Source organism: Mucisphaera sp. (assembly GCF_965279675.1).
Lineage (GTDB): Bacteria > Planctomycetota > Phycisphaerae > Phycisphaerales > Phycisphaeraceae > Mucisphaera.
In genome coordinates, this window is the sequence record NZ_CBDIIJ010000002.1 from 2,981,593 (window position 1) to 3,005,523 (window position 23,931).

Consider the following 23,931-nt stretch of genomic DNA (forward strand, 5'->3'; position numbering starts at 1 on the left):
GGCCATGAGTGCTTCCGCATCAGACGCCGCGCCCCTGATCGGGCGCGACGTCTTTCCCGCCGATCAGAGGTAGCAGCCAGCTAGGTACGCCGATGAGAAGCCTTGCTTTTTCCATCCTGGCTTTCGTTTCCCTCGGTTCACCGGCCCTGGCGATCGAGTACTACCTCACGGGCTCGTCCGGCGACAGCAACGCCATCCCCGAGCCCGGCCTGCTACTGGCAGGCGGCGGTGGCGATGTCGATTCCGCGATGACTTGGTTTCTCAACCGGGCCAACGGTGGCGACGTTGTTGTCATACGCGCTTCGGGGTCAGATGGTTACAACGACTATCTCTATAGCGATCTACCCGGCACCCAACCAGACTCCGTTGAAACGCTCGTTTTTGAATCCCGGAGCGATGCCTTCAACAGCTTCGCGATCGATCGCCTGCAGAAGGCCGATGCGATCTTTATCGCCGGCGGTGATCAGTCGCGCTACGACGATTACTGGCGAGATTCTCCCATCGAAGCCATTCTCAACGCCAAAGCAGCCGACGGCGCCCCGATTGGCGGCACCAGTGCCGGCCTGGCCATCCTGGGATCCACCGCTTACGTCGCTCAGCGAAGGTCGGTGAGCTCGACCGAGGCACTCTCAGACCCGTTCCACCGCAATGTCACCCTCCGGCACGACTTTTTGACCATCCCCTACCTCGACGATCTCGTAACCGATTCGCATTTCAGCCAACGCAATCGCGAGGGCCGGCTCGCAGCCTTTGTGGCGCGCATCCTCTCGGATACCAACGCCGAAACAGCTCACGGCATTGGCGTCGACGAAGGCACGGCCCTTACCATCGACGCCACGGGTTACGCGACTTACCACGGGCCCTCCGCCAGGTCCGCGACGTTGCTCAGCGTCTACGCCCCCGACATCAACCTCCCGCAGGGGCAGGCCCTGAACCTCGGGCCGATCGAGTCCTACACCCTCACGACCAACGGCGCGTTCCGGCTCCCGTCCTGGTCGCCGGTCGGCCCGACCACCGCCACCCGATCCTGGTCCGCCTACCAAAACGGCCAACTCGTCGACCTTGGAAACCTGGGCGATCTCAATCTCGACACCCGTGTCAACATCGCCGACATCGATCTGCTGCTAGACGACCCATCCGACCCCGCGGCCGACATCAATCTCGATGGAACGGTCGATCTGGCCGACCTCGAATTCCTCGTCAAGATCGTTCTCGGCTCCAGCATCGGCGACTCCGATCTGGATGGGAATGTTGATCTCGTCGATCTCTCGGTGCTCGCCAGCAACTTCGGCCAGACCAACGAATCGCCCGAGGTCGACGGCACACTGAGCTGGGGTGATGGCGACTTCGATGGCTCCGGCACCATCGATCTGATCGACCTTTCATTGCTTGCCACAGACTTTGGATTCAGTGCAGGGGTCCCCGAACCCGCCTGCTCCAGCCTGCTGCTGATCACTCTTGCTTCGTTCCGCCGCCAGCACGCCGGCCCATCTACCTGAAGGCTGACCCACGATGACACAGTTAGAAGGCACATCTTTACGAACCCGGGGTAAGCATCCAGCGCCCTTTGAGATCGACTTGCTGAAGGAAATCCTTGCCCAGCCGACCAGCCCTTTTCACGAACAGAACGTCGCGACCATCGCCTGCGATACGGCCTGCGACATCGGATGGGATGCCCGAGCCGACCACGTCGGCAACCTGCTCATCACGCCAACACCCGACACACAACCCGAGCTGATACTGACCGCTCACATGGACCACCCCGGTTTCTGGGCTCTCGAAACCCCGTCGCCCGGACGACTGCTGGCCCAGTGGATGGGGCGGGTGCCAGGCGAAGCCATGATCGATCAGCCCGTGCGTTTCTGGACCTCCGGGCAGGCCATCACCCGTCTACCGGGCGACTGGTCGAACCCCGATACCTCGGCCCGCTTAGGCGGGGTCACCGTGGATGGCTATGTCAGAAACCTTATCGACAGCAATGAACTGGATAACCCCAGCCTGGTCGAGATCGAGATCGAAGGCGAGGTCGCTCCGGGCTCCATCGGCATGTGGCGGCTCGACGAACCCCGGGTTCGCGACGGCATCATCTACGCCCGAGCCATCGACGATCTGGCGGCCGTCGCCGCCTTGTTGATCGTTGCCCAACGCCTAAGCGCGGCCAACGAAAAAACCAATCTCGGAATCCTCCTCACACGCGCCGAAGAAGGGGGATTCTTTGGAGCGATCGACTACTGCCGCAACTTCACCAACCCCAAGGATGCCCCGCTTCACGTCGGCCTGGAGATGTCGATGGCGCGAGGCGACGTCGCTGTCGGCACGGGAGTCGTCCTGCGGGTTGGCGACCGACGCACCACCTTCAATCCCGCTGTGACCGATTGGGAAAACCGAGTCGCCTCGACGCTTGATCAAAGCGATCCAGACTTTGGCTATCAGCGGCAGCTCATGCCCGGTGGTTCTTGCGAATCGACCATCTTCGAGGCCTTCTTCGGTCGTGCAGGCGCCCTCTGCCTGCCCCTTGGCAACTATCACAACGTCACCGAAGACGGCCAGATCGCCCCCGAATACATCGACCTATCCGATTTTCGTGACCTCGTTGAACTCTGCATCGCGTTGGCGCGAACCCCTTTTGGCGGACAGTCGGAATTGCCTGCGTTTGCAGCCAGGTGGTCCGAGTACGCCGATCGCCATCAGCACCTCTACACCGAGTCGCACGCTTTTGCCGACCCGCAGCGTCAGGTCGTCGAGCCATCCAACGCCGACATCAGGGGCACGGCATGACCGAGTCAGCAACGGCCAAGGCATGGGCCATGCCGCCAGCGCTCGTCATCCTCTCCGGCGTCTTGCTCCTTGCCGCTGTCGCCTGCATGGTGGTCCCGCGTGGCAGCTTCGAGCGCGAGCAGCGATTCTTCCCGACCCTCCATACCGTCACGGTCACCTCGGCAGAGGCTTCACCCGCTGACCTAGCCCAAGCCAACGGCCTTCCTAACGATCAAGCTTGGACGGCGATCGACAGCCAGACCCGCGAACCGATTCAGGACCTCTCTGCCTATACCGGCCAACAGGTACTGCTTTCAGGAACCGACGGCTGGAACCGGACCGTCGTCGTTCCCGGGTCCTACGAGCGGCTCTCCAGCGAGGAACAATCCAGCTTGTCGGAACTGCCGACCATCGGGGGGCGAATCCTGCTCGCACCGATTCTCGGCATTCAGGACAAGGCCCAGATCATCGGTTTCGTGCTCTTAATCGGCGGGGGCTTTGGCATCATGCTCGGCACCGGAGCGATCGACCGCGGACTCCGTGACGCCGTCCTCGGCCTGGAAGCCGCAAGGCTGCGCCTGCTGGTCATCCCGGTCAGCTTCGGGCTTTTTAGCCTTGGCGGGTCCGTCTTCGGCCTGGGCGAGTCCACCATCGCTTTCGTGCTCATCACGATCCCTCTCGCCATCCGCCTCGGCTACGACACCGTCACCGGCGTAGCCATGTGCTACTTCGCATCACAGATCGGTTTTGCCTCGGCCTTTATGAACCCCTTCACCCTCGGCATCGGCCAGTCCATCGCCGAACTACCCTACCTCTCGGGCTTTGGACTCCGTGTCACCATCTGGTTCATGATGACCGGCCTGGGTATCGCTTTTGTTCTCTGGCACGCCGAGCGCGTCAGGCGTGACCCCTCCCGCTCGCCCACCCCTCTGCTCGACCAGCAGCGACGCGAGAAAGCCCAGACCGATCAGTCCTACCACGGCGAGCTCACGACCAGAGACGGACTGGTCCTGATGGTGACGCTCGGCTCAATGGTTGGTGCGGCCTGGGGCGTCTCGTCCTGGGGCTGGTACATCAACGAGATGGCCGCCCTGTTTGTCGGCTGCGGGGTGCTCGCCGGGATCTTCGCCGGCCTCAGCCCCAAAGCCATGGCCCAGCGGTTTATCGATGGCAGCGCCATGATGGTGGAAGCCTGCCTGATCATCGCCCTGTCCGCGGGAGTCGTCATCGTGCTCCAGCAGGGCCAGGTACTCGACACCATCCTGCAGGCCCTGGCCAATCCCCTCGAAACCCTCCCCGGATGGCTCGCCCCGGTCGTGGTCATGCTCGTCCAAGCCGTAGTCAACTTCTTCGTGCCCTCGGGTTCGGGCCAGGCGGCCATGACCATGCCCATCGTCGCTCCGCTCTGCGATCTGATCGGCGTTGAGCGCCAAATCGGCGTGCTCTCCTTCCAATTCGGCGATGGCCTTAGCAACACGCTCATCCCCACCTCCGCCGTCCTGATGGGCGTGCTCGGAGCAGCCCGCGTCGATTGGGCCGTCTGGGTCCGCTGGGTCCTGCCCTTCGTGATCGGCCTGCACATCGTCGCCGCCATCATCCTGATCCTCGTCACCCAAGGCCCGACATCCTGGCTGACGTAAGCATGTAAATATAGGCAAGGCCTGAAAATATAATGCTTGCGATTATCACAATTCGAGGTACCTTGTAGTTACTGAAGCTGTTGCTTTGGCAAACAAGAAGGACCCGCTTCGCGGGCTGCCCGACCGCCCATTGATCCATCGCCGCTGCGTCAGCCCGACGCTCGGCGGTCATCGACCTACGAACCCGGGACCCTAGAAACACACCGGCCTGTGTTCCTTAGTCATCTTGTTTATCCAGAAGAGGAGAAGAACGATGCATCAAACTGATCTGACTCGCTTGCTTTGGACCGCTGGCTTTGCCGCCACACTCACCACGGGCACCGCCGCACAGGCGTTGGTCCTCAACGAAGTCCGCCACGACGATCCAGGCGCCGACACCGAGGAGTACGTCGAACTGCTCGGCGCTCCCGGTCAATCGCTCGAGGGGCTCACCTTCGTCGTCATCGGCGACGACGCCAGCGACTCCAAGAGTGGCGTCATCGAATCGGTCGTCTCGCTCGACGGCCTGAGCCTCGGTGCTAACGGCCTGTTCCTCCTGACAAGCGATGTGCTCGGCCAGGAAACCGGCTTCGATCCATACATCGCCAGTGGCCCCACCGACCTCACGACCGATGACCTTGTTCTCGAGAACGGCGACAATGTCACCTACCTGCTCGTCAGCGGTTTCACCGGCGCTCTGGGCGATGACCTCGACGCCGTCGACGAACTGTCCGAGCCGACCCTCGACGTCAAGCCATGGGCCTCCATCATCGATGTGGTCTCGCTTTTCGATGGCGACAACCTCGGCGATTTCGGCAGCTCAGAAATCAACTACGGCCCCGGCGAAGGGTTCATCACCCTCGGCCCGACAGGCACCTTCCCGCCCGCGCATATCTACCGCCTGGCCGGCGGCGGTGCCTGGCAGATCGGTGAGTTCGCCGGCGCCGTGCTCGACACCCCGGGCGCTCAAAACGTGCCCACACCAGCGACAGCCGCCCTGCTCGCACTCGGCGCCGCCAAGCTACTCGGCCGTCGCTCATCGACGCGCTAACAACCTTCTGTAGCTACATCACATGCCATCTAGCTTAAGGCAGACGCCCCCTACGGGCGTCTGCCAAAGGCCGGATGGATCATCAGATCAAAGCTCATCAAGCAGCTGCCAAGAGCGCATCTGCCCTCACCCTCTCTCAGCCGTTGCCTACTCCTGTAAATCAGACAGAAACAGCGTCTGCCTTGTGAGCACCTCGCTCTGATCGTTATGCGCGACCAGGTGGATCTGTGTCAGTTCGTCTCCCGCCTCACCGGGCCGACACGAAAGCGATTCGGATCATCAACCACCGACGGCCGCTGAGTCATCCCCGAAGACGTAGAGTCCCAGATCGGGTTGCGATCGATAGCATCCCTTTGGTAGCGCGTATCCAGCGTGATGATCTGTGGAATACAGCAGCCAGCGTCCTCTCGCAGGCCGAAGTGACCTGCCGCCCTCAACCTGATCCACTTAAAGCTCAGGATCAGAATTGGAAGAGGACTATGAATGATCTCCTGTCCGCTGTGAGCATTGGTCGTTCTGTGCAGTCACAGAAGTTCTTAACCCCGGAACTCAAAGGCTGGGCCATACATACAGTCAATACCTGCCCCCTCCCCGGTATGGGGGCTCTGGGTGAATCCTTCATTGAACGTGTGGTGCCTCTTGAGCAGCACGTTAGAACATCGCCTCTAACCCTCCCTCTCCAGCCCAGCCTCAACCATCACTAGGACCGCCTTCCGCACACCCTCAGGCAGCTTCAGCCAAGCGTCCACTACCCGCCTGAGATCCTCCTGCTGCTCTATGCACGGCTGTTCTGCATGGGATTTCGCAACGTCATCACACTGATGCGATGTTAAGCGTATGTCTAAACCATGACTTACAACTACTGGTTCGAGTCCAGTACCGCCCATTTTCACACCCCGCATCCAATCATCTCATTTTCCTTGACCCTTGAAAGCTGCCCCAGTACGGTCACGCCTATCCCTGCAACCAGCCATCGATGGGCAGAAAGCATGCGCAAGCCATCCGCGATCACCGGGCTCATCCTGTCTCTGGCTGTCTCAATGACAGCCGCCTCCAGCCAGGCCGACATCATCACCGTCTCCGCCGATGCCACCGGCAACTACACCGTCAACGGCAGCGGCTTCGGAGCCGGCGGCCTCGCCACCTTCAACATCGAAAGCACCGACTTCGAAACCGGGCCGTTCGGCCGCAACGCCCTGCTGCTCTTCGATACCGCCAGTATGCTCCCCGCCGACGCCACCATCAACAGCATCGACTTCGCCTACACAATCCTCAGAGTCACCCCTGGCTCGGCAGCCATCGAACTCGAAAGCCTCCTCGGTCCCTTCAGCCTGGGCGGAGCCACGGTGGCTGCCCAATCACACACCCCACAGGGCACCCTGCCTTCTGTTCAGGGCTCAGGTACCGTCTCGCTCGATGTCGCCCTTGCCGCCAGCAACCTGCTCGACCCCAGCGGCAAGTTCGCCCTGCGCCTGACCGCCGCTGAGCCCTCCATCACCAGCGTCGAGTTCGCCGGCTCCGGCAACAGCGTCGGCTCCCAACGCAACCCGGTCCGTCCCCGCCTCATCATCGACTACACGCCGATCCCGGAGCCCTCATCGGGAGTGCTCGCACTCACAACGCTCGTATTACTCGCAAGAAGAACAGAAGCCCGGCAAGTTACAAGCGTCTAGGTCAGTGCGCTGTTAGTCAAGATCTGAGCCGCAGCAGACCCCGGTAAACAGGTCTCATTCTCAGACTAGTGCTCAGTCCCTGACCGGACACCGCCCCTCCGCGTGCCTGGCACACACGGGCTTGAGCGCACTGCCCGGTTCGGCGATGAGCTCGTTCTGACAACGCATCAGCCGCACGGCCAGACCCAGTCGGCTGTCGACGCCCAGCTTCCGGTACAGACGCTCCAGATGCGTGTGCACCGTGTGTGGCGAGATGCCCAGGTCCATCGCGATCGCCAACTCCTTCCGATCCTCCAGCACGGCTTGAGCAATCTGCACCTCCCGCTCGGACAGCTGCAACCTCGCCCGTAGCGCGGCCCAATTCTCTTCCGAAATCAATTCATTGGCTGACCAAGGCAAGCCCGGACCCTCCATGCCTGACGAATCTAACAAACCACACTAACCCGACTACCAACGAGCTTCGATTGGGGGATTCGGCTAAGGCAAACACGCAGGGCCCATCAAGGGTTGAGCCTTAGCCAGAACCCCCGACGGCTCAATAGCCGACTGGTTGATCCCACACACGTATCTAATCTGAAGCATCCAGCCGAGGAAGCACTCCAGACGCCTGGTGGATCAACTTTTCGCAGCCATCACAGGTCTTGGAGAAGAGAGCCGGTCCTCACTGGATCACACAACGATGACGCGCTCAGCGTCACCAAGGAGGCATCCATGAAACGCACCGCACTACTGCTGACCGCCGCCCTGGCTACCTGGTCTGTCACTGACCGCGTCCAGGCCGACTGGATCCCCGAGATGGGCCACAAGATGCACCACGCCCAACTGCCCGATGCTAACGGCTGGGACGTCGACATCACCACCGACACGGTCTACGAAGATTTCGAATGCAGCGCGACCGGACCGATCCACGACGTGCACTTCTGGGCCTCCTGGCAGGGCGATCAGGTCGGCCAGATCACCTGGATCGATGTCAGCCTGCATGCCGACGTGCCCGCAGGTGCCGACCCGAATCCGTTGATCACCTACAGCCACCCCGATTCGGTGATGTACGACGAAGCGAACCGTCTCTGGTACCGACGTTTCCTGCCCGATGAGTTCGTGATCCGAACGGCCGGCCAGGGTAATCAGGGCTGGCTCGCCCCGAGCTTCTCCCAGCCGGTCTGGAATAGATCCGATCACGACCTGTACTACCAGGTCAACATACCGCTCATCACCGAGCCTTATGTCCAGAAGAAGGGCACCATCTACTGGCTCGGTCTCCACGTCGGCGTCGCCGAGACAAACACACAACTGGGCTGGAAGACCACGCTGAATCCCTGGAACGACGACGCAGCCTACTGGTACGCCGGCCAGTGGAACGAGCTGATCGACCCGACCGACGGCTCCTCACTCGACCTGGCCTTCGTTATCACCCCCGAACCCGCCACCCTTTCACTGCTGCTACTAGGCGTTGGCACGATTCTCCGTCGCAGATAGAACCCCGAGCGTTCCTCGCGAACCAGCGCGAGGAACGCTCGCGTCGGATCACACCAAACCACGCCATAGACGCAATACTAGTAGATACCCCATCGCGAGTCTGCTGGCGTGATCCTGTGCACAAATACTGAGAACAGTCACACGCGTACGACGGTACCTTCAACAGGACTCTGGCTGTACCTGCGCGTTAAGGTAACTCTTGATTCATCTGGAATGAGGCTGCCGAATCCTCACAAAACCAAGTCGACAGGGCTTTTATGAAACATTGGCACCTGATGCTCGCCGCATCACTCTCTTTAGCAGCCTTCGGCCTCGTAGCTACCGGACAGTCGAACTCAACACGACTGTCAGAGGTAGCGAGCAAGACCACAAACGCCATCCCCTACCGCACGGGGCCGGAGACAACGGAGTACATGCGCGAGCGCTGCCTCCTGGATATCTACCTGCCCGAGCAGACCGATGAGTTCTTCGCGACCATCGTCTGGTTCCATGGCGGGGGACTCCAGGGCGGCGAGCGATTCATCCCGGGCGAGCTCAAGGGCAAGCAGGTCGCCGTGGTCGCGCCGAGCTACCGGCTGCATCCCAGGGTTCAGGCACCTGCCTATATCGAAGACGCCGCGGCGGCCGTGGCCTGGGTGTTTGAGAACATCGAGGCGTACGGCGGCGACCCGGATCGGATCTACGTCAGCGGGCACTCGGCCGGAGGGTACCTGGCCTCCATGATCGGGCTCGACAAACGCTGGCTCGCCGAACACGGTATCGACGCCGATCGCATCGCTGGACTCATGCCCCTCAGCGGCCACACGATCACGCACTTCACGCCCCGCAAGGAACGCGGCATCCCCGGAACCCAGGCGATCATCGACGACCTCGCCCCGCTCTACCACGTCCGGGCCGACGCCCCGCCCATGCTGCTCATCACCGGCGGCCGTGAGCTCGAACTGCTCGGACGCTACGAGGAAACCGCCTACTTCTGGCGCATGATGCAGCTCGTCGGCCACCCCAACACCCAGCTGCTCGAACTCGACGGCCACAACCATGGCGAGATGGTCCCGCCCTCGTTCCCGATGATGCTCAAGTTCATCCGTGAGCTCGAAGCCGCCGAAGAGTAGCGGCTACCCGCCACGGACCATTGCGAGGATCTGCTGAGTATCGACCTGGGTCGCCTGCTGCTCGACCTGCGGGCGGTACTCCGCATACATCGACTGCCCCTGCCCGACCAGTTCGGCGCACTTGCTCTTGAGGTCGGTCAGGCTCAGCTTCCGGCCCGAAGCGTAGTACAGTTTGGCGGTCTGCCCGATGCCGTAGGTGCTGCCGAAGCTAAAGGCCGCACCGGTCGCAGCGGACGTGGCCTTCTTGGCCATCCCGCCACCGATCTTCTTGGCCCACTTGCCGAGGAATTTTCTCGCGACGTTCTCCAGCATCTGCGAGGTCGCGCCCATGCCCAGGGTCGCGATGAACTCGCCGATCGACCGACGGTCGAGGCTGTGCCCGTACCGCTGACCGATCCGGTAGACCATCTTGGTCTGGAGCGGGAGGATCGCGAGCGTTGCCAGGTTCTGCGGCAGCAGCTCGAGCGCGCCGTTGAGGATGGCGTACTTCAGGATCATCGCATCGACCTCTTTGTCGATCGCCTGCCTGGCCAGCTGGTCATCGGACGGGCCGTCCCCAGCCGGGATCGGCGTGGTGTCGGCCAGCGGGTCGGTCGCCGGATCAAAGGTCCCGGCCAGCCCCCCTGCCGCTGCCGCGCCTGTCAGCGGATCCGCGGGATCGACGCCGGCATCGGGCTCGACTTCGGCCACCTCTTCGGCCTGATAGAGCACTTCGTCGGTTTCGGAGACATCGAGCCCGAGCGCCCGGCGTAGTTCGGCCAGGAAGGTGGCTTCCGCCTCGTTGGTCTTGCCGTCGGCGTCACAGACCACCACGGCCATCTCGTAGGCCAGCGACTTCTCGGCCGGCTCCTGAAGCTGAGCCGCGGTGGTCGCCAGATCGACCTTGCCAAGCAGGACGTCCTGCATGATCTTCGGCAGCTCACCGGCGTCGGCGCTCAGGTTCTCGGCCACGGCCTTGACCTGGGCACGTTCCTCATCGGACTTACGGCCATCGGCAAAGGCGGCGAGCACGGTCAGCGTCAGGATCGCGGTCCGGCGGTCATCGGCGAGGGCCATATCAGCGGTCTCCGGGTATCGGTCTTTGGTGTTGCAGAAAGAACCCGTCGGTTTTTCCAAACGGCGGAACGGGACGATTTCGACCATTTTGAACGTCACCGTCATGCCATCGGGTTACAGTAGCACGCCTTGCGTGTCTCGTTGTGAGCGCGTGGGTTTCATGCGATGGCCGGTGACACGCCACCTATTTCTGGAGAATTGGATATGACACGCCTGCTTGCTTCTCTCATCCTTCTGGCTTCATTGGTTACTTTTACGGGTTGCGCCGCTCCGCCGGCCACGGACGCGAAGATTGATTCGCTGACAGCGCTCGCTGACGAGGCGAAGGACGAGATGATCGCCGAGGACCTCTCGCTGGCTTCCCGTTTTGACGATGCACGCGGCTACGTGATTTTCCCGGGTGTCACCAAGGGCGTCGGCCTGGGATTCGGCGGTGCTCGGGGTGAGGGCGTGGTCTACGACAGCGGTCGGCCCGTCGCGTTGACGACGCTCGGCCAGGGTAACATCGGCTTCGGCATCGGCGGGATGACGTACAAGCTGGTGATTTTCTTCGATACGGACGAGGCGTTGGAGCTCTTTCTCAACGGCAAGTTCGGTCTGAATGCTCAGGCGGCGGCGGTCGCGGGCAACGCCGGGGCGAGCGTGGATGCGGATTTCTACAAGAACTCGGCGGTGATTTCGAACGAAAACGTCGGTCTGGTGCTTGAGGCGATGGTTGGGCTCCAGAATTTCAATGTTCGGCCGATCGACTGATCGCGGTTTTTGCGTCATTTTGAACCCGAAGCGGCCGGATCCGTGCGGATTCGGCCGCTTTTGATGGCTCAAAGAAGGGGTTTTGGGGGTGTTCCGGGGCTCTGCGGGGGCATTTGGCTTACCCAGCTTGCCGGGATGACCAGATTCGCCAGCCGGTTCGGCTCAAATAAGATACCACCTGATCCGATGATCTGCTATAGTCGAAGATAGCAGGGCTCCGACTCTCGTGAGCTCTGCGTCCAGCCCTTCCTTGTGCCTGGGCTGGCCTGCGATCTATCAGGAGACCATCATGATCCAGTCTGCACATCCATCAGCCAGCGTCGATATGCCGGGGACGGCTTTGCCGCGGAAGCGCGAGGTGGTTCGTAAGACGCTCGACGGGAACGAAGCGGTGGCGGCGATTGCTCACAAGCTGACGGAGTTGTCGGTGATCTATCCGATCACGCCTTCGTCGCCGATGGGCGAGTTTGCGGAGGAGTGGTCGAGTCGGGGCCAGACCAATCTGTGGGGGGCGGTGCCTCAGGTGGTTGAGATGCAGTCGGAGGCGGGAGCGGCGGGCGCGTGTCATGGTGCTCTGCAGGCCGGGACGCTGGCGACGACGTATACGGCGTCGCAGGGTCTGCTGCTGATGATCCCGAACATGTACAAGATTGCGGGTGAGCTGCAGCCGTTTGTGATGCATGTCGCAGCGCGGACGGTGGCGACGCATGCGTTGTCGATTTTCGGGGATCACTCGGACGTGATGGCCTGTCGGCAGACGGGCTTCGCGATGCTGGCTTCTTCTTCGGTGCAGGAAGCGCATGACATGGCGGCGATCGCGCATGCTGCGACGCTTGACAGTCGGATTCCCTTTATCCATTTCATGGATGGGTTCCGGACGTCGCATGAGATTGCGAAGATCGAGTTGCTGCCTGACGAGACGCTTCGGGCGTTGGTGAATGAGGCATCGATCCTGAGTTTCCGGCAGCGCCGGCTTGATCCTGACAGCCCGGCGATTCGCGGGACGGCGCAGAATCCGGATGTGTTCTTCCAGTGCCGTGAGGCGGCGAACCTTTATCACGAGGCGGTGTCCGAGATCGTCGAGCGGTTGCTGGTGCGGCTGGGCGACGAGACGGGTCGCGACTATCGGCTGTTTGAGTATGCGGGTGCTGCGGACGCTGAAGAAGTGGTCGTGGTGATGGGGTCGGCGCGTGAGACGCTTGAGGAGACGGCGAAGAAGCTGAATGGGCTTGGGCGGAAGGTTGGCGTGCTCAATGTTCGGCTGTATCGGCCGTGGAGTGGTCAGCACTTCCTGGCGGCGTTGCCGGCGAGCGTGAAGCGGATCGCTGTGCTGGATCGGACCAAGGAGCCGGGTGCTCTTGGGGACCCGCTTTATCTGGACGTGGTGGCGGCCCTGGATCAGGCGGATCGCGAGGGCAAGCTCGAGCGTCGTCCTGAGGTGGTCGGTGGCCGGTACGGGTTGTCGTCAAAGGAGTTCACGCCTGGGATGGCGAAGGCGGTGTTCGATCATCTTCGTGAGCGACGGCCGCGGCATGGTTTCACGGTGGGCATCTTTGATGATGTCACGCGGACTTCGCTGCCCTGGGATGATGGTTTTACGGTTGAGACGGATGATGTGTTCCGGGCGGTGTTCTACGGCCTGGGTGCCGATGGCACGGTGGGGGCGAACAAGAACACGATCAAGATCATCGGTCAGGAGACGGACAACTACGCGCAGGGTTACTTCGTTTATGACTCGAAGAAGTCGGGCGCGATGACGGTGTCACACCTGCGGTTTGGGCCTGATCCGATTCGTAGTCCGTATCTCGTCACGGAGTCGGACTTTGTGGGTTGTCATCAGCAGATCTTCCTAGATCGTGTGGATGTTCTGGCGACTGTTCGGGAGCGGGGCGTGTTCCTGCTGAACTCTCCTTACACGGCGAATGAGGTTTGGGATCACCTGCCGGCTTCGGTTCAGAAGACGATTCGCGAGAAGCATCTGAAGTTCTATGTGATCGATGCTCTATCGGTGGCGCGAGATTCTGGGATGGGTCAGCGGATCAACACGATTATGCAGACGTGTTTCTTTGCGATCTCGGGCGTGCTGCCTCGGGAAGAGGCGATTGAGCGGATCAAGCACGCTATCGAGACGACCTATTCGCGCAAGGGTCGCGAGGTTGTTGAGAAGAACTTTGCTGCGGTGGACGCGGCGGTGGCGAATCTGCACGAGGTGCTGATCCCGGAAGCGGGTTCTGACCATGAGGGTTATGAGCTGCCGCCTGTGGTTTCGGGCAGTGCGCCGGAGTTTGTGCAGCGGATCACGGCGAAGATTCTGGCCGGTGAGGGCGATCAGCTGCCGGTGTCTGCTTTCCCGGTGGACGGCACCTGGCCGACGGGGACGGCGCAGTGGGAGAAACGTGGGATCGCCGCGGAGACACCGACTTGGGACGCGGATCTTTGTATTCAGTGCAACAAGTGTGCGCTGGTGTGCCCGCATGCGGCGATTCGTGCGAAGCTCGTGCACAACGGCGATGCGGATGATGCTCCCGAGGGCTTCCGTGTGGTGGAGGCCAAGGGTGGGAAGGACTTCAAGGGTCTGAAGTACACGCTGTCGGTGGCTCCCGATGATTGCACGGGTTGTGAGTTGTGCGTGGCGGTGTGCCCGGCGACGGACAAAGCGAATCCGGATCACAAGGCTCTGGACATGACGCCTCGGTCGGAGGATCTGGATGGTCAGCGTGAGCGGTTCAGTTACTTCCTGGGTCTGCCGGATACCCCCCGCGAGAAGATTGTGCGTCTTGATGCCAAGGGAACGCAGTTGCTCGAGCCGTTGTTCGAGTTCAGCGGGGCGTGTGCGGGTTGTGGCGAGACGCCTTACATCAAGGTGCTGACGCAGCTGTTTGGTGATCGTCTGATGGTGGCGAATGCGACGGGTTGTTCGTCGATCTTCGGTGGGAACCTGCCGACGACGCCTTACACAACGGATGCGTGTGGCCGTGGTCCTGCGTGGTCGAACTCGCTGTTTGAGGACAACGCGGAGTATGGCTTCGGGCTGCGTCTCGGGCATGAGGTCCATGCGAATGAGGCGAAGGCTCTGGCCAGTCAACTGGCGGAGCAGATGCCGGATGTTGATCTGACTGCGATTCGTGAGGCGGGGGCTTCGATTCCAGATCAACGAGAGGCCTTGGATGCGATGCGGCATCGGCTGCTGGAGCTGGACACGGCTGAGGCTAGGCGGCTGGCGTCGGTGCTGGTGAATCTGGTTGATCGTTCGGTGTGGATCATCGGCGGTGATGGCTGGGCTTATGACATCGGCTTTGGCGGTCTGGATCACGTGCTGGCTCAGGACCGGAATATCAACATTCTGGTTCTGGATACGGAGGTCTACTCGAATACGGGTGGTCAGGCATCGAAGGCGACGCCTTTGGGTGCTTCGGCGAAGTTTGCGACGACGGGCAAGATGCTCGGCAAGAAGGATCTTGGCACGATCGCGATGAGCTATGGGCATGCGTATGTGGGTTCAATCTCGCTGGGTGCGAATGACAACCATGCGGTGAAGGTGCTGCAGGAGGCGGAGTCGTATGACGGGCCGTCGCTGGTGATTGCTTATGCTCACTGCATCGCGCATGGGTATGACCTGAAGGATGGTCTGAATCATCAGAAGCTGGCGGTGAGTTCGGGTGTTTGGCCGCTATACCGGTTCGATCCGAGGCTGGCGGAGCAGGGCAAGTCGCCTTTGCAGCTGGACTCTCCGAAGCTGAAGACGACGGTGGCTGAGTACATGGCGAGCGAGACGCGATTCCGGGTGGTGCAGAAGAGCGATCCGGCTCGTTATGAGGCGATGGTGGCGGCGACGCAGGCTCATGTGGAGCAGCGGCGGCTGACATTACAGAAGCTGGCGGAGGCGGCGACGCCTGTGGCGGCTGAGTAAGTTGGCGGTTGGATGACTCCGAAGGGCCCTGCGATGGCGGGGCCCTTTTGTTAGTGTTTGACGAGCGGGTCAGATCGCTTATAATCCTAGAATCAGGATGCGGGGTAGAGCAGCCTGGTAGCTCGTCGGGCTCATAACCCGGAGGTCACTGGTTCGAATCCAGTCCCCGCTATTAACGGTCTGAACAAGGCCGGGTAAAGGCTGATCATGACACTTTTTGTGTCGGGATCAGCCTTTATCTTTTGGACATAGACAGCGATTAGCTCTCGCTTCTGCTCGATGGTGCCATTGGCTAGAACGTCTCGTAGATTGCTCAAAGCCTTCTGTGCCTTTTCCCGGATGAACCCGGCATCGGGCAGGTTGGGCAGGTACTCGGTCAGTTGAGCCAGCTTCCGCTCGATCTCAGCTCGCTTGGAAGCCAGTGACTCAGCCTGCTCATAGAGACCGAGTGACTTGGCCGCAGCTGGATCCAGAGCCAACAGGTGATCCCGGAGCTTCGCGGCTTGCTGATCGAGTTCGGCGAGTCGCTTCTGGAGTTCACTGCTCGCATCCTGCCGACCGCCTAGTGCCTCATTGATCTGCTCGCGGATGAGTTCGTGCAGGCGGTCATCCTCTGCAAGATGACGTAGGTCATCGACGATAGTGTCCAGGACGTGCCGCTCGATGGGATCGGCAGGGACCTCGTACCGCTTTGGGCAGCGGTCTTTGTGGCCGTTGTGATTCGTGCTACAGACGTACCGGCGATTCTTGACCCCTCCAGCGGCTCGCCGTGAGGCCCCGGTCATGCTTCCGCCGCAGACGCCGCAGCGGAACAGGCCAGTAAGTAAGAAGGTGGAGTGAACCACCTGCCCCATGACCTTCTGATGCTTGTCTTTGGACGCCTTGCGGCGTTGCTGAACCTGCTCGAATAGATCGCGATCGATCAGGGCTTCCCATGCATCCTCAGCGACGATCCAGTCTTCTTCGGGCCGTTTCTCGATGCCTTCTTGCTTACGTTCGACACTTTGACCGTCGGCGTAGGTGTGCCACTTGCTCAGCGTCCGGCGGTTGTAGACACAAGAACCGATATAAGCCTGATTCTCGAACATCGGATTGAGCGTTGGGATCGAGAACATGTTGCCGCGAGAGGTTCGGAACCCGGCATCATTGAGGGCTTCGCGGAGCTGACGAGTCGGGACGCCTGCCGCGTAGTCCTTGAATAGCCGCTGAACCGCTCGAACCCGCTCAGGCTCAGAGGGGATCAAGGTACAGATTTCATGTTCCTGCTTCTTGTACTTACGGTCCTTGGGCAGTCGTTCGATCTCATCTCGTGAGATCGGATCAAGAATCGCTTGCGAGCCGTCGCCGATATCGCGGATGATTCGCAGGGGCTTACCACCCTCCCCAAGAATCAGGCGATCGAAGCCAAAGGGAATCGGTCCACCGGGCCACTGGCCTTTGCGGGCTCGATCGACGGTTCCTCGCATCGTGTCGCGGGAGAGCTTGCGGAGGTAGTCGCCATTCTGGTGGTGCTCAACAAAGCCAATGAGATCGGAGGTAAAGGTCCGCTCAGTAGTCAGCCCGGTTGCGGCGTAGACCACTTTCTTCCCAGCATCGGCCAGCTTCCGTTCCAGCAACATGCCATCCACTGGGTCTTTGGGGCGGGCCAGGCGGTTCCGATCCCAAGCCAGAACGATCTCGACTTCATCATTGGTTTCGGCATCGTGAATCATCCGGCGAAGCCCCGGACGCTTCATATCGCTGCCGCTGATTGCGTCGTCCTGGTACAGCCCAACAATCTGCCAACCATGACGCTCAGCAAAAGCCTCCAGCTGCTGCCGCTGCTGTTCCAGGCTTTCCTCCTGCCGATCGGTCGAACGCCGGACGTAACCGTAAGCCTTAGTCATGCCGATTCCCTGCTTTGGGTCTGGGTTTTCGGCAAGGATAGAGCGGCGGGCGGACGATGGGAAGGAGATTCGGCAAAACCCGTTTCAAAGGTTTCGTAACGTGCGATCTTTTCGTCTACCCGATCGCGGAAGTTATCGATCGGCATCGGGTGTCGATCTAGAAGCCTTTTGAGTTCGAGAATTGCGGTTGAGGGATCGATCTGGCGTTGCCTTTGGGTTTGATCACCCTGCCGGTTCAAGGCAATCGCGGAGGTTACGACTCCCCAAGCCTGTTCGGCCATCTGCTTTTCCGATATCCGATGGGTTTTGGTTCGGAGTATGGGTTGAGGTTTGGATTGACCCATAAACCCGGTTTGAACCGTTTCCCACCACGGCAGAAAGGCTTCGATGTTGTGGTGGACCTTATCCCTAACCATTCGCAACCACTTCTGAGTTAGGTAACCCCAAACCTCTCGCAACCCTTCGATGAAGGTTGGGTAATCGCCGACACCCAACTGCTTAAGGGTTTCGCGTCGCAGCTGAAACTCAATTCGGATGACCCGAAACCCTTTGGTCACCTGTTCCAATTCCCAGATATCGAAGAACCAACCCTTATCCCCCTTGCTCTTAATCTCAAGGGGTTTGTCATAGAAACGGGCTTGCAAGTCACCTGAACCGATGCTCAACCCGCTAAAGGTTGGGCCTTCATGGTAAGCCGCATACTTGCGTGATCGAGTGACTTTATGGTCTGCCAATCGATCGTGCCATTGGTCTTCGGGAAGCAGGATATCGATGCAGAGATCGGCTCGACTGACTTTGGTTTCAAGGATTTCGCCCCCATTGGACTCGATGAGGTTCCGAGCCCGATCGACGATCTCCTGCGGGGTGTGGTGCCAAAGGGCTTCCGACCCTATCTCGATGACGACACTTGGACGGGAGCCTGGCTCGATCCATCCGCCCACCTTCAACACTAGACTTCGGCTTCTGAGCAGGTAGGCGTAGCCGCTGACGCCGTTCTCACTCAGATCGAAGGTGGCCTTGGCCTGATCATCTGCGGGCATCACTACGGGGATCGATCGATGCTCGGCTCTGGCCTGCTTTTTGAGATCGTCCAGGCGTTCGAGGAAGGTCTGATCGATCCAGCGGACCTGTAGTGAGAGGTAGAGCGTATCGAGACCGCTGGCGAGTACGCGGGCGGGCTCGTCAGGGGCCATGATTACGTTAGCGGGGGGGCTGTTAGTCACAAGCCCCCCTTCTGGCCCTGAGACGGCTAGTGAGGCCTTGAACTGACTGGGTTCCCTAGCGTTATCGTCCCCGGTCGAACCCCCTCCCGTCCCCCGGTTCCCGGGGGAGCCCCCACGGAAGGGCTCAGGGGCCAGATCCCCCATGATCTCTTTGACGATGAGCCGTGCCAGCTGCCGACAGGCCAAGTCTCTAGCGGACTCCTCGGCCCAAGCATCACGCGGGTTGATAGCAGGCTGGAGGTTCCAGCGAGTTCGGTCGCCGTGTTGTCCTGCTTGACACTTCACCCTTGCAAGGATGACTGTTCAGCTTGCGAAAGACCGTGACAATTCGGAGACGGATCTTTGTCCTGTGGGACAAATATCCGCCTGGAAAATGTCCCAGTAAATACTGATGGAACTGATCTAGCTCTGCGACTTGGCTTGCCAGGGAGCCGTCAGCATTTCCTGCTGACGCTGTATAGCTTTTCGCCACGCATCGGGCGTATCTTGAAGATCAGTGTCCATAAGGTTGCCGGTCCGATCCTTTTCGAGGGCATCGAACATCTTCTGCAAGCTTGTAGCAGTGAGATCATGTCCCTTTTTAGCAGCGATTAGCTTAAGTATTGCTGCAATCGTCGCCTTCATACGTTTTCGGTCGTACTTGCGTCCTGGCGGACGCTGGATAGCTTGAAGTAGCAGCTCGCGTTGCACCTCAGGTCCGTGAATCATGATCCGATACCAGTGCTGAGAGACAAACCGGTCGCCGACCATTGACGGATCTAGGCTCAACAAGTCTTGCATGGCCTGTAGATCGCCCTTCTGTGCTGATCGCAAGAGAAAGATTGGAAGGCACTCAAAGAAGACCAGACAGGGAACTAATACTCGACTGGTAAACATAAATCGTAGGTAGATGATGTCTGCTAGTGATTTATGAGTTTGCGAGCCTTTCTCCCACTGAGTGATCAAATACTCCTGAAAGAATCTCTCTGCATGAGATGGGTTGAGCTGATCACCATAGCGCTGTTGGAGAAAATCAACAACAGCATCTATGAATACCTCTATCTGCTTCTGGGTCGCTTGGCTGACAATTCGCCAATACTGCTGACGCCAGGCCCAGAAGTAATAATCTCGAGGCGATTCCAAAGGGGCACGAGTACGAACCGATTGAAATGCGTCTGTAAGCTCATCCGCCATTGGAGCAATCCACTGGGCGGCTCTAGCTATTAGTTCGGGTTGTTCTGCTTGCCAGTTGCTGAAATGCTCACCCATAGATAGCTATTGAGTCAGAACTCCTCAGCTTGGTCAAGCCGAGTGCCGGCGTCGGGATTTCAGTCCTAACCCCAGCAAAATGATAAGGCCTGCTGCGGGCTCTGGCACACTCGCTGTAGAGCCGAAGTTCGAGGCCAGCAGCGATAGGTCGATCAGGTCCACCGTCCTGCTTCCGTTGAAGTCGCCACCGGCCCAGCCAGCAGGACCGTCGAAGTTCGAAGCCAGCAGAGACAGGTCGATCAGGTCGACAGCGCCATCGAGGTTGGCGTCGCCGTAGAAGGTGTTGAGGATACCTTCGATGAGCAGATCGCCGTCGGCCGCTGAGACGGCGGAATCCATATCGAGGTCAAAGATTTCCTGATCCGACGCCTCGGAGACTGCCAAGAGCAGCAGATCGATGTCGTCGGCGTCGATGTCGCCGTCGAGATCGATATCGCCTAGCAAAGAGCTGTCACTAACAAGCTTGAGTGTTCCGCCGCCGAATGCAATTTCGTTGACTCCAGCAGGAAAGAGTCCATTGAGATGCGTCATGATGCCTGCAACGCGAGCATAAACTTCAAGACCGTTGAGCAAGAGTGTCGCGTTATCCTCGATGATCAGACCATCAGACCCGCCGAGTCCATCGAGATAGAGCGCTTCTAGGGGTTGCGTACGGTTTCCGCTGTCAAAGATATCAACGAGTTGGATCACTGGGCCGGGACCCGCTGTTGAACCCTCGACCACCAACTGGCCTATACCGAAGTTTCCAGCACCTGAGCCAACTAATTGCAGATCTTCGCTAGCAACCTCAAGTAACCGGCTGTTCTCTCCAGTCAGTGTCAAGCGAGCGTTGTCCAAACCCCAGCGGGCTTCATCTGTTGCTTGAATCTCTACCGATCCTCCCACTGACAGAGTGGTGCCGGGATTGACATCGATCAATGAGGTCGGCTCTAACCTGAGATCACCAAGCACATTCACGTTAGCTGTTGAATCAGTCACTCTCAGTTCAGATCGCGATCCTCTGAAAGTCCCCAAGATCAGAGAGCTCTCTGCTTCGACAATAAACTCAAACTTTGCGTTGCCATTGGTCGACCCCTCGATCAGGTCGAGACTGGAAAGATATATCGCACCGCCACCCTGAGAACGGAATGTCAGTCGGTCATCCTGATTACCGCCTGTGAATCGCAGCAGTGTCAGGCCCGACAGATCGATCACACCACCGCCGGTCGCCGACACCGTCTGGTTACGACCACCGAACTGATAACCGTGCGTGAACAACTCCACACTCGACAGATCAAGCAACGAACCTGGACCGTCAGAAGACAGAATGACATCGTTCACGTTCAGGTCATCGGTGGTATACGACGTGGCTGTGACCTGATCGATCACCGCCCCGTCTTCCACGAAGAAGCGACTGTTATCGATCGAACCCAGACCAGCAGGCGACACCGTCAGCGAAGAGCCGTCATCCACGTAGAAGTCCGTGTGTTGCGTGCCAGCGAGTTGTGGGGCCAAGAGCGTGCCGCCTCCGCGAAGATCCACGATACCAGCGTCACCGGTCATCTGCGTCAGCATCGGGGCATTGATCACGCCATCCGTACCGGCTACCAGCTGCGTGTCACCCGCCGTCGTCAACGCGGGCAGATCCTGCGTGCTGTTGTTGGCGATGAACTGAACCAATGCCCTGCCATTGGTCGACGCCTCGATCGTCGCCAATGAAGACAGATCGATCTGTCCGCCACCCTGGGCCTGGAAGAACAGCCAATCATCATCGTTACCGCCTCTGAATCGCAGCAGCGTCAGGCCCGACAGATCGATCACACCACCGCCGGTCGCCGACACCGTCTGGTTACGACCACCGAACTGATAACCGTGCGTGAACAACTCCACACTCGACAGATCAAGCAACGAACCTGGACCGTCAGAAGACAGAATGACATCGTTCACGTTCAGGTCATCGGTGGTATACGACGTGGCTGTGACCTGATCGATCACCGCCCCGTCTTCCACGAAGAAGCGACTGTTATCGATCGAACCCAGACCAGCAGGCGACACCGTCAGCGAAGAGCCGTCATCCACGTAGAAGTCCGTGTGTTGCGTGCCAGCGAGTTGTGGGGCCAAGAGCGTGCCGCCTCCGCGAAGATCCACGATACCAGCGTCACCGGTCATCTGCGTCAGCATCGGGGCATTGATCACGCCATCCGTACCGGCTACCAGCTGCGTGTCACCCGCCGTCGTCAACGCGGGCAGATCCTGCGTGCTGTTGTTGGCGATGAACTGAACCAATGCCCTGCCATTGGTCGACGCCTCGATCGTCGCCAATGAAGACAGATCGATCTGTCCGCCACCCTGGGCCTGGAAGAACAGCCAATCATCATCGTTACCGCCTCTGAATCGCAGCAGCGTCAGGCCCGACAGATCGATCACACCACCGCCGGTCGCCGACACCGTCTGGTTACGACCACCGAACTGATAACCGTGCGTGAACAACTCCACACTCGACAGATCAAGCAACGAACCTGGACCGTCAGAAGACAGAATGACATCGTTCACGTTCAGGTCATCGGTGGTATACGACGTGGCTGTGACCTGATCGATCACCGCCCCGTCTTCCACGAAGAAGCGACTGTTATCGATCGAACCCAGACCAGCAGGCGACACCGTCAGCGAAGAGCCGTCATCCACGTAGAAGTCCGTGTGTTGCGTGCCAGCGAGTTGTGGGGCCAAGAGCGTGCCGCCTCCGCGAAGATCCACGACACCAGCGTCACCGGTCATCTGCGTCAGCATCGGGGCATTGATCACGCCATCCGTACCGGCTACCAGCTGCGTGTCACCCGCCGTCGTCAACGCGGGCAGATCCTGCGTGCTGTTGTTGGCGATGAACTGAACCAATGCCCTGCCATTGGTCGACGCCTCGATCGTCGCCAATGAAGACAGATCGATCTGTCCGCCACCCTGGGCCTGGAAGAACAGCCAATCATCATCGTTACCGCCTGTGAACCGCAGAAGCGTCAGGCCCGACAGATCGATCACACCGCCACCGGTGGCCGACACCGTCTGGTTACGAGCACCGAACTGATAACCGTGCGTGAACAACTCAACACTTGACAGATCAAGCAGAGAACCTGGACCATCAGATGACAGAATCACATCGTTGCGGTTGTTGCTGCTTGTCAGGATCTCGACGTCTGCGACCTGTACCTCGGCTCCGAGGCTGGCATTGAGGACACCATTACCGATGAACGAATTGCTTAAGACGCTGTAGGAACCTGAGCCAGATGCTGAGAGGCTACCCGAGAGTTCCAGCGAATCGACTTCGAGTGTTTGACCCGTCAGATCCAACGCAACCGATGCAGATGCAGGTATCACGGCCGCGTAACGATCACTTGCTGTGTTGATCGGCACGATGCCGACATCCCAGTTGGTTGCTTCGCTGTAGACATTGCTTCCACCAGACCCGGTCCATGTTGCCGTGATCACCGTTTGGTTGACGACAATCGGATCAATGATGACTAGTGATGCGTCGGGCAGAGCCGAGGTCGTTCCGGGCGTCGATAGTTCGGTAGAGGTGAGGGGGGCGTCGCCGGTGCCAAAGAAGATGTCCGCATAGGTGCCGTCAAAGGCGGGTTCACTTAACAGCGACGGACCTCGGGTAGTCAAGTAGAGATCCAAGGTTCCGGCACTTGTCGGTGTGAACGACCAGTCCGCGATGCGGAAATAGGACTTGCCGCTGTCGGTGTCCGTGTAACGGTTGAACAGCGGGTCAAAAGCGGAGGCGTCGGCCGGGTCCAAGCCGGCACCGAAGGTTTCCGCATGACCGGCGAAGGAGAACTCGATCACGTTCTGGCTGCTGGAGCTCCAGCGGTTGATCGTAACGGGGTCGTCCCACAACTGGGTGCTGACCGTCGCCAACGGGCCAGCGGAGCCGGATTCGGTCAGCTCCAGTGCGAAGTCGGTGAGCAGTTCGCCGACATTCAACTCGGCCCAGAGGAACAGTGTCGTGGTGGTGCCGACTGCCGCGGTGATCGACGCGTTGCCGGAGGGGACGGGGTCGAGATCTTCTGAAAGGTAAAAAGTGAGGCCGTCAGCTGTACCCGCGAACGAAATTGATAGCGAAGCGGCAAGGGCCGTGGCAGTGCGAAGTCTCATGATCTCCCTTTCCCATGTCGAGATAGATTCTTCCTAAGC

15 protein-coding genes and 1 tRNA gene are annotated in these 23,931 nt (G+C 59.8%); 10 read left to right on the plus strand and 6 right to left on the minus strand.

The window, feature by feature from the left end:
- Positions 1 to 92 precede the first annotated feature (92 nt).
- The 5 genes from ACQZAB_RS12880 to ACQZAB_RS12900 all read left to right on the plus strand — a co-directional run bounded on the left by ACQZAB_RS12880 (position 93) and on the right by ACQZAB_RS12900 (position 7,100).
- The gene (locus ACQZAB_RS12880; RefSeq protein ID WP_428389927.1) at positions 93 to 1,499 is read left to right on the plus strand and encodes a Type 1 glutamine amidotransferase-like domain-containing protein; all 1,407 of its coding nucleotides are present in this window, start codon (positions 93 to 95) and stop codon (positions 1,497 to 1,499) included.
- A 13-nt stretch (positions 1,500 to 1,512) separates the two neighbouring features.
- Positions 1,513 to 2,778 (plus strand): M20/M25/M40 family metallo-hydrolase, encoded by a 1,266-nt coding sequence (locus tag ACQZAB_RS12885; protein ID WP_428389928.1) that lies wholly within the window; start codon positions 1,513 to 1,515, stop codon positions 2,776 to 2,778.
- Positions 2,775 to 4,397, plus strand: coding sequence for a YfcC family protein (locus tag ACQZAB_RS12890; RefSeq protein WP_428389929.1), 1,623 nt, complete (start codon positions 2,775 to 2,777; stop codon positions 4,395 to 4,397). The genes ACQZAB_RS12885 and ACQZAB_RS12890 overlap by 4 nt, the downstream gene beginning before the upstream one ends.
- Before the next feature lie 253 nt (positions 4,398 to 4,650).
- The gene (locus ACQZAB_RS12895; RefSeq protein WP_428389930.1) at positions 4,651 to 5,427 is read left to right on the plus strand and encodes a hypothetical protein; all 777 of its coding nucleotides are present in this window, start codon (positions 4,651 to 4,653) and stop codon (positions 5,425 to 5,427) included.
- Positions 5,428 to 6,416: 989 nt separating this feature from the next.
- The gene (locus tag ACQZAB_RS12900; protein ID WP_428389931.1) at positions 6,417 to 7,100 is read left to right on the plus strand and encodes a hypothetical protein; all 684 of its coding nucleotides are present in this window, start codon (positions 6,417 to 6,419) and stop codon (positions 7,098 to 7,100) included.
- Positions 7,101 to 7,172: 72 nt separating this feature from the next.
- On the opposite strand, the gene ACQZAB_RS12905 is transcribed toward ACQZAB_RS12900, so the two are convergent.
- Entirely contained in the window at positions 7,173 to 7,499 is a 327-nt protein-coding gene (locus tag ACQZAB_RS12905; RefSeq protein WP_428389932.1) for a response regulator transcription factor, read from the minus strand.
- A 312-nt stretch (positions 7,500 to 7,811) separates the two neighbouring features.
- On the opposite strand from ACQZAB_RS12905, the gene ACQZAB_RS12910 reads away from it, so the two are divergent.
- Both ACQZAB_RS12910 and ACQZAB_RS12915 read left to right on the plus strand, forming a co-directional pair.
- Entirely contained in the window at positions 7,812 to 8,576 is a 765-nt protein-coding gene (locus ACQZAB_RS12910) for a PEP-CTERM sorting domain-containing protein (protein WP_428389933.1), read from the plus strand.
- Between the two features lie 257 nt (positions 8,577 to 8,833).
- Positions 8,834 to 9,688 carry an alpha/beta hydrolase gene (locus ACQZAB_RS12915; protein ID WP_428389934.1) on the plus strand — a complete coding sequence of 285 codons (855 nt, stop codon included), beginning with the start codon at positions 8,834 to 8,836 and terminating at the stop codon, positions 9,686 to 9,688.
- A gap of 3 nt (positions 9,689 to 9,691) precedes the next feature.
- On the opposite strand, the gene ACQZAB_RS12920 is transcribed toward ACQZAB_RS12915, so the two are convergent.
- Positions 9,692 to 10,849, minus strand: coding sequence for a YcjF family protein (locus ACQZAB_RS12920; RefSeq protein ID WP_428389935.1), 1,158 nt, complete (start codon positions 10,847 to 10,849; stop codon positions 9,692 to 9,694).
- 99 nt (positions 10,850 to 10,948) lie between these two features.
- On the opposite strand from ACQZAB_RS12920, the gene ACQZAB_RS12925 reads away from it, so the two are divergent.
- From ACQZAB_RS12925 to ACQZAB_RS12935, 3 genes are all read left to right on the plus strand, one after another.
- Entirely contained in the window at positions 10,949 to 11,497 is a 549-nt protein-coding gene (locus ACQZAB_RS12925; RefSeq protein WP_428389936.1) for a YSC84-related protein, read from the plus strand.
- 325 nt (positions 11,498 to 11,822) lie between these two features.
- A complete protein-coding gene (nifJ, locus tag ACQZAB_RS12930; protein WP_428390165.1) occupies positions 11,823 to 15,407 on the plus strand; it encodes a pyruvate:ferredoxin (flavodoxin) oxidoreductase in 3,585 nt (1,194 codons plus the stop codon).
- A gap of 98 nt (positions 15,408 to 15,505) precedes the next feature.
- Positions 15,506 to 15,579: transfer RNA gene (locus tag ACQZAB_RS12935), tRNA-Met, on the plus strand.
- Here the strand turns inward: ACQZAB_RS12935 and ACQZAB_RS12940 are convergent.
- The 4 genes from ACQZAB_RS12940 to ACQZAB_RS12955 form a co-directional block, all read right to left on the minus strand.
- Positions 15,539 to 17,293: a recombinase family protein gene (locus tag ACQZAB_RS12940; protein ID WP_428390166.1), complete on the minus strand. Its 1,755-nt coding sequence runs from the start codon at positions 17,291 to 17,293 to the stop codon at positions 15,539 to 15,541. The genes ACQZAB_RS12935 and ACQZAB_RS12940 overlap by 41 nt on opposite strands.
- Positions 17,290 to 18,486 carry a hypothetical protein gene (locus tag ACQZAB_RS12945; RefSeq protein ID WP_428389937.1) on the minus strand — a complete coding sequence of 399 codons (1,197 nt, stop codon included), beginning with the start codon at positions 18,484 to 18,486 and terminating at the stop codon, positions 17,290 to 17,292. The genes ACQZAB_RS12940 and ACQZAB_RS12945 overlap by 4 nt, the downstream gene beginning before the upstream one ends.
- Before the next feature lie 432 nt (positions 18,487 to 18,918).
- Positions 18,919 to 19,764 (minus strand): hypothetical protein, encoded by an 846-nt coding sequence (locus ACQZAB_RS12950; protein WP_428389938.1) that lies wholly within the window; start codon positions 19,762 to 19,764, stop codon positions 18,919 to 18,921.
- Between the two features lie 33 nt (positions 19,765 to 19,797).
- On the minus strand, positions 19,798 to 23,892 hold the full coding sequence (locus ACQZAB_RS12955; protein WP_428389939.1) for a beta strand repeat-containing protein: 4,095 nt from the start codon (positions 23,890 to 23,892) through the stop codon (positions 19,798 to 19,800).
- Positions 23,893 to 23,931 lie beyond the last annotated feature (39 nt).

Bases quoted from the DNA above. Each gene is read 5' to 3' on its own strand.
- ACQZAB_RS12880 (WP_428389927.1), top strand. From the start codon at position 93: ATGAGAAGCCTTGCTTTTTCCATCCTGGCTTTCGTTTCCCTCGGTTCA.
- ACQZAB_RS12885 (WP_428389928.1), top strand. From the start codon at position 1,513: ATGACACAGTTAGAAGGCACATCTTTACGAACCCGGGGTAAGCATCCA.
- ACQZAB_RS12890 (WP_428389929.1), top strand. From the start codon at position 2,775: ATGACCGAGTCAGCAACGGCCAAGGCATGGGCCATGCCGCCAGCGCTC.
- ACQZAB_RS12895 (WP_428389930.1), top strand. From the start codon at position 4,651: ATGCATCAAACTGATCTGACTCGCTTGCTTTGGACCGCTGGCTTTGCC.
- ACQZAB_RS12900 (WP_428389931.1), top strand. From the start codon at position 6,417: ATGCGCAAGCCATCCGCGATCACCGGGCTCATCCTGTCTCTGGCTGTC.
- ACQZAB_RS12910 (WP_428389933.1), top strand. From the start codon at position 7,812: ATGAAACGCACCGCACTACTGCTGACCGCCGCCCTGGCTACCTGGTCT.
- ACQZAB_RS12915 (WP_428389934.1), top strand. From the start codon at position 8,834: ATGAAACATTGGCACCTGATGCTCGCCGCATCACTCTCTTTAGCAGCC.
- ACQZAB_RS12920 (WP_428389935.1), bottom strand. From the start codon at position 10,849: ATGACGGTGACGTTCAAAATGGTCGAAATCGTCCCGTTCCGCCGTTTG.
- ACQZAB_RS12925 (WP_428389936.1), top strand. From the start codon at position 10,949: ATGACACGCCTGCTTGCTTCTCTCATCCTTCTGGCTTCATTGGTTACT.
- nifJ (WP_428390165.1), top strand. From the start codon at position 11,823: ATGCCGGGGACGGCTTTGCCGCGGAAGCGCGAGGTGGTTCGTAAGACG.
- ACQZAB_RS12940 (WP_428390166.1), bottom strand. From the start codon at position 17,293: ATGACTAAGGCTTACGGTTACGTCCGGCGTTCGACCGATCGGCAGGAG.
- ACQZAB_RS12945 (WP_428389937.1), bottom strand. From the start codon at position 18,486: ATGGCCCCTGACGAGCCCGCCCGCGTACTCGCCAGCGGTCTCGATACG.
- ACQZAB_RS12950 (WP_428389938.1), bottom strand. From the start codon at position 19,764: ATGGGTGAGCATTTCAGCAACTGGCAAGCAGAACAACCCGAACTAATA.
- ACQZAB_RS12955 (WP_428389939.1), bottom strand. From the start codon at position 23,892: ATGAGACTTCGCACTGCCACGGCCCTTGCCGCTTCGCTATCAATTTCG.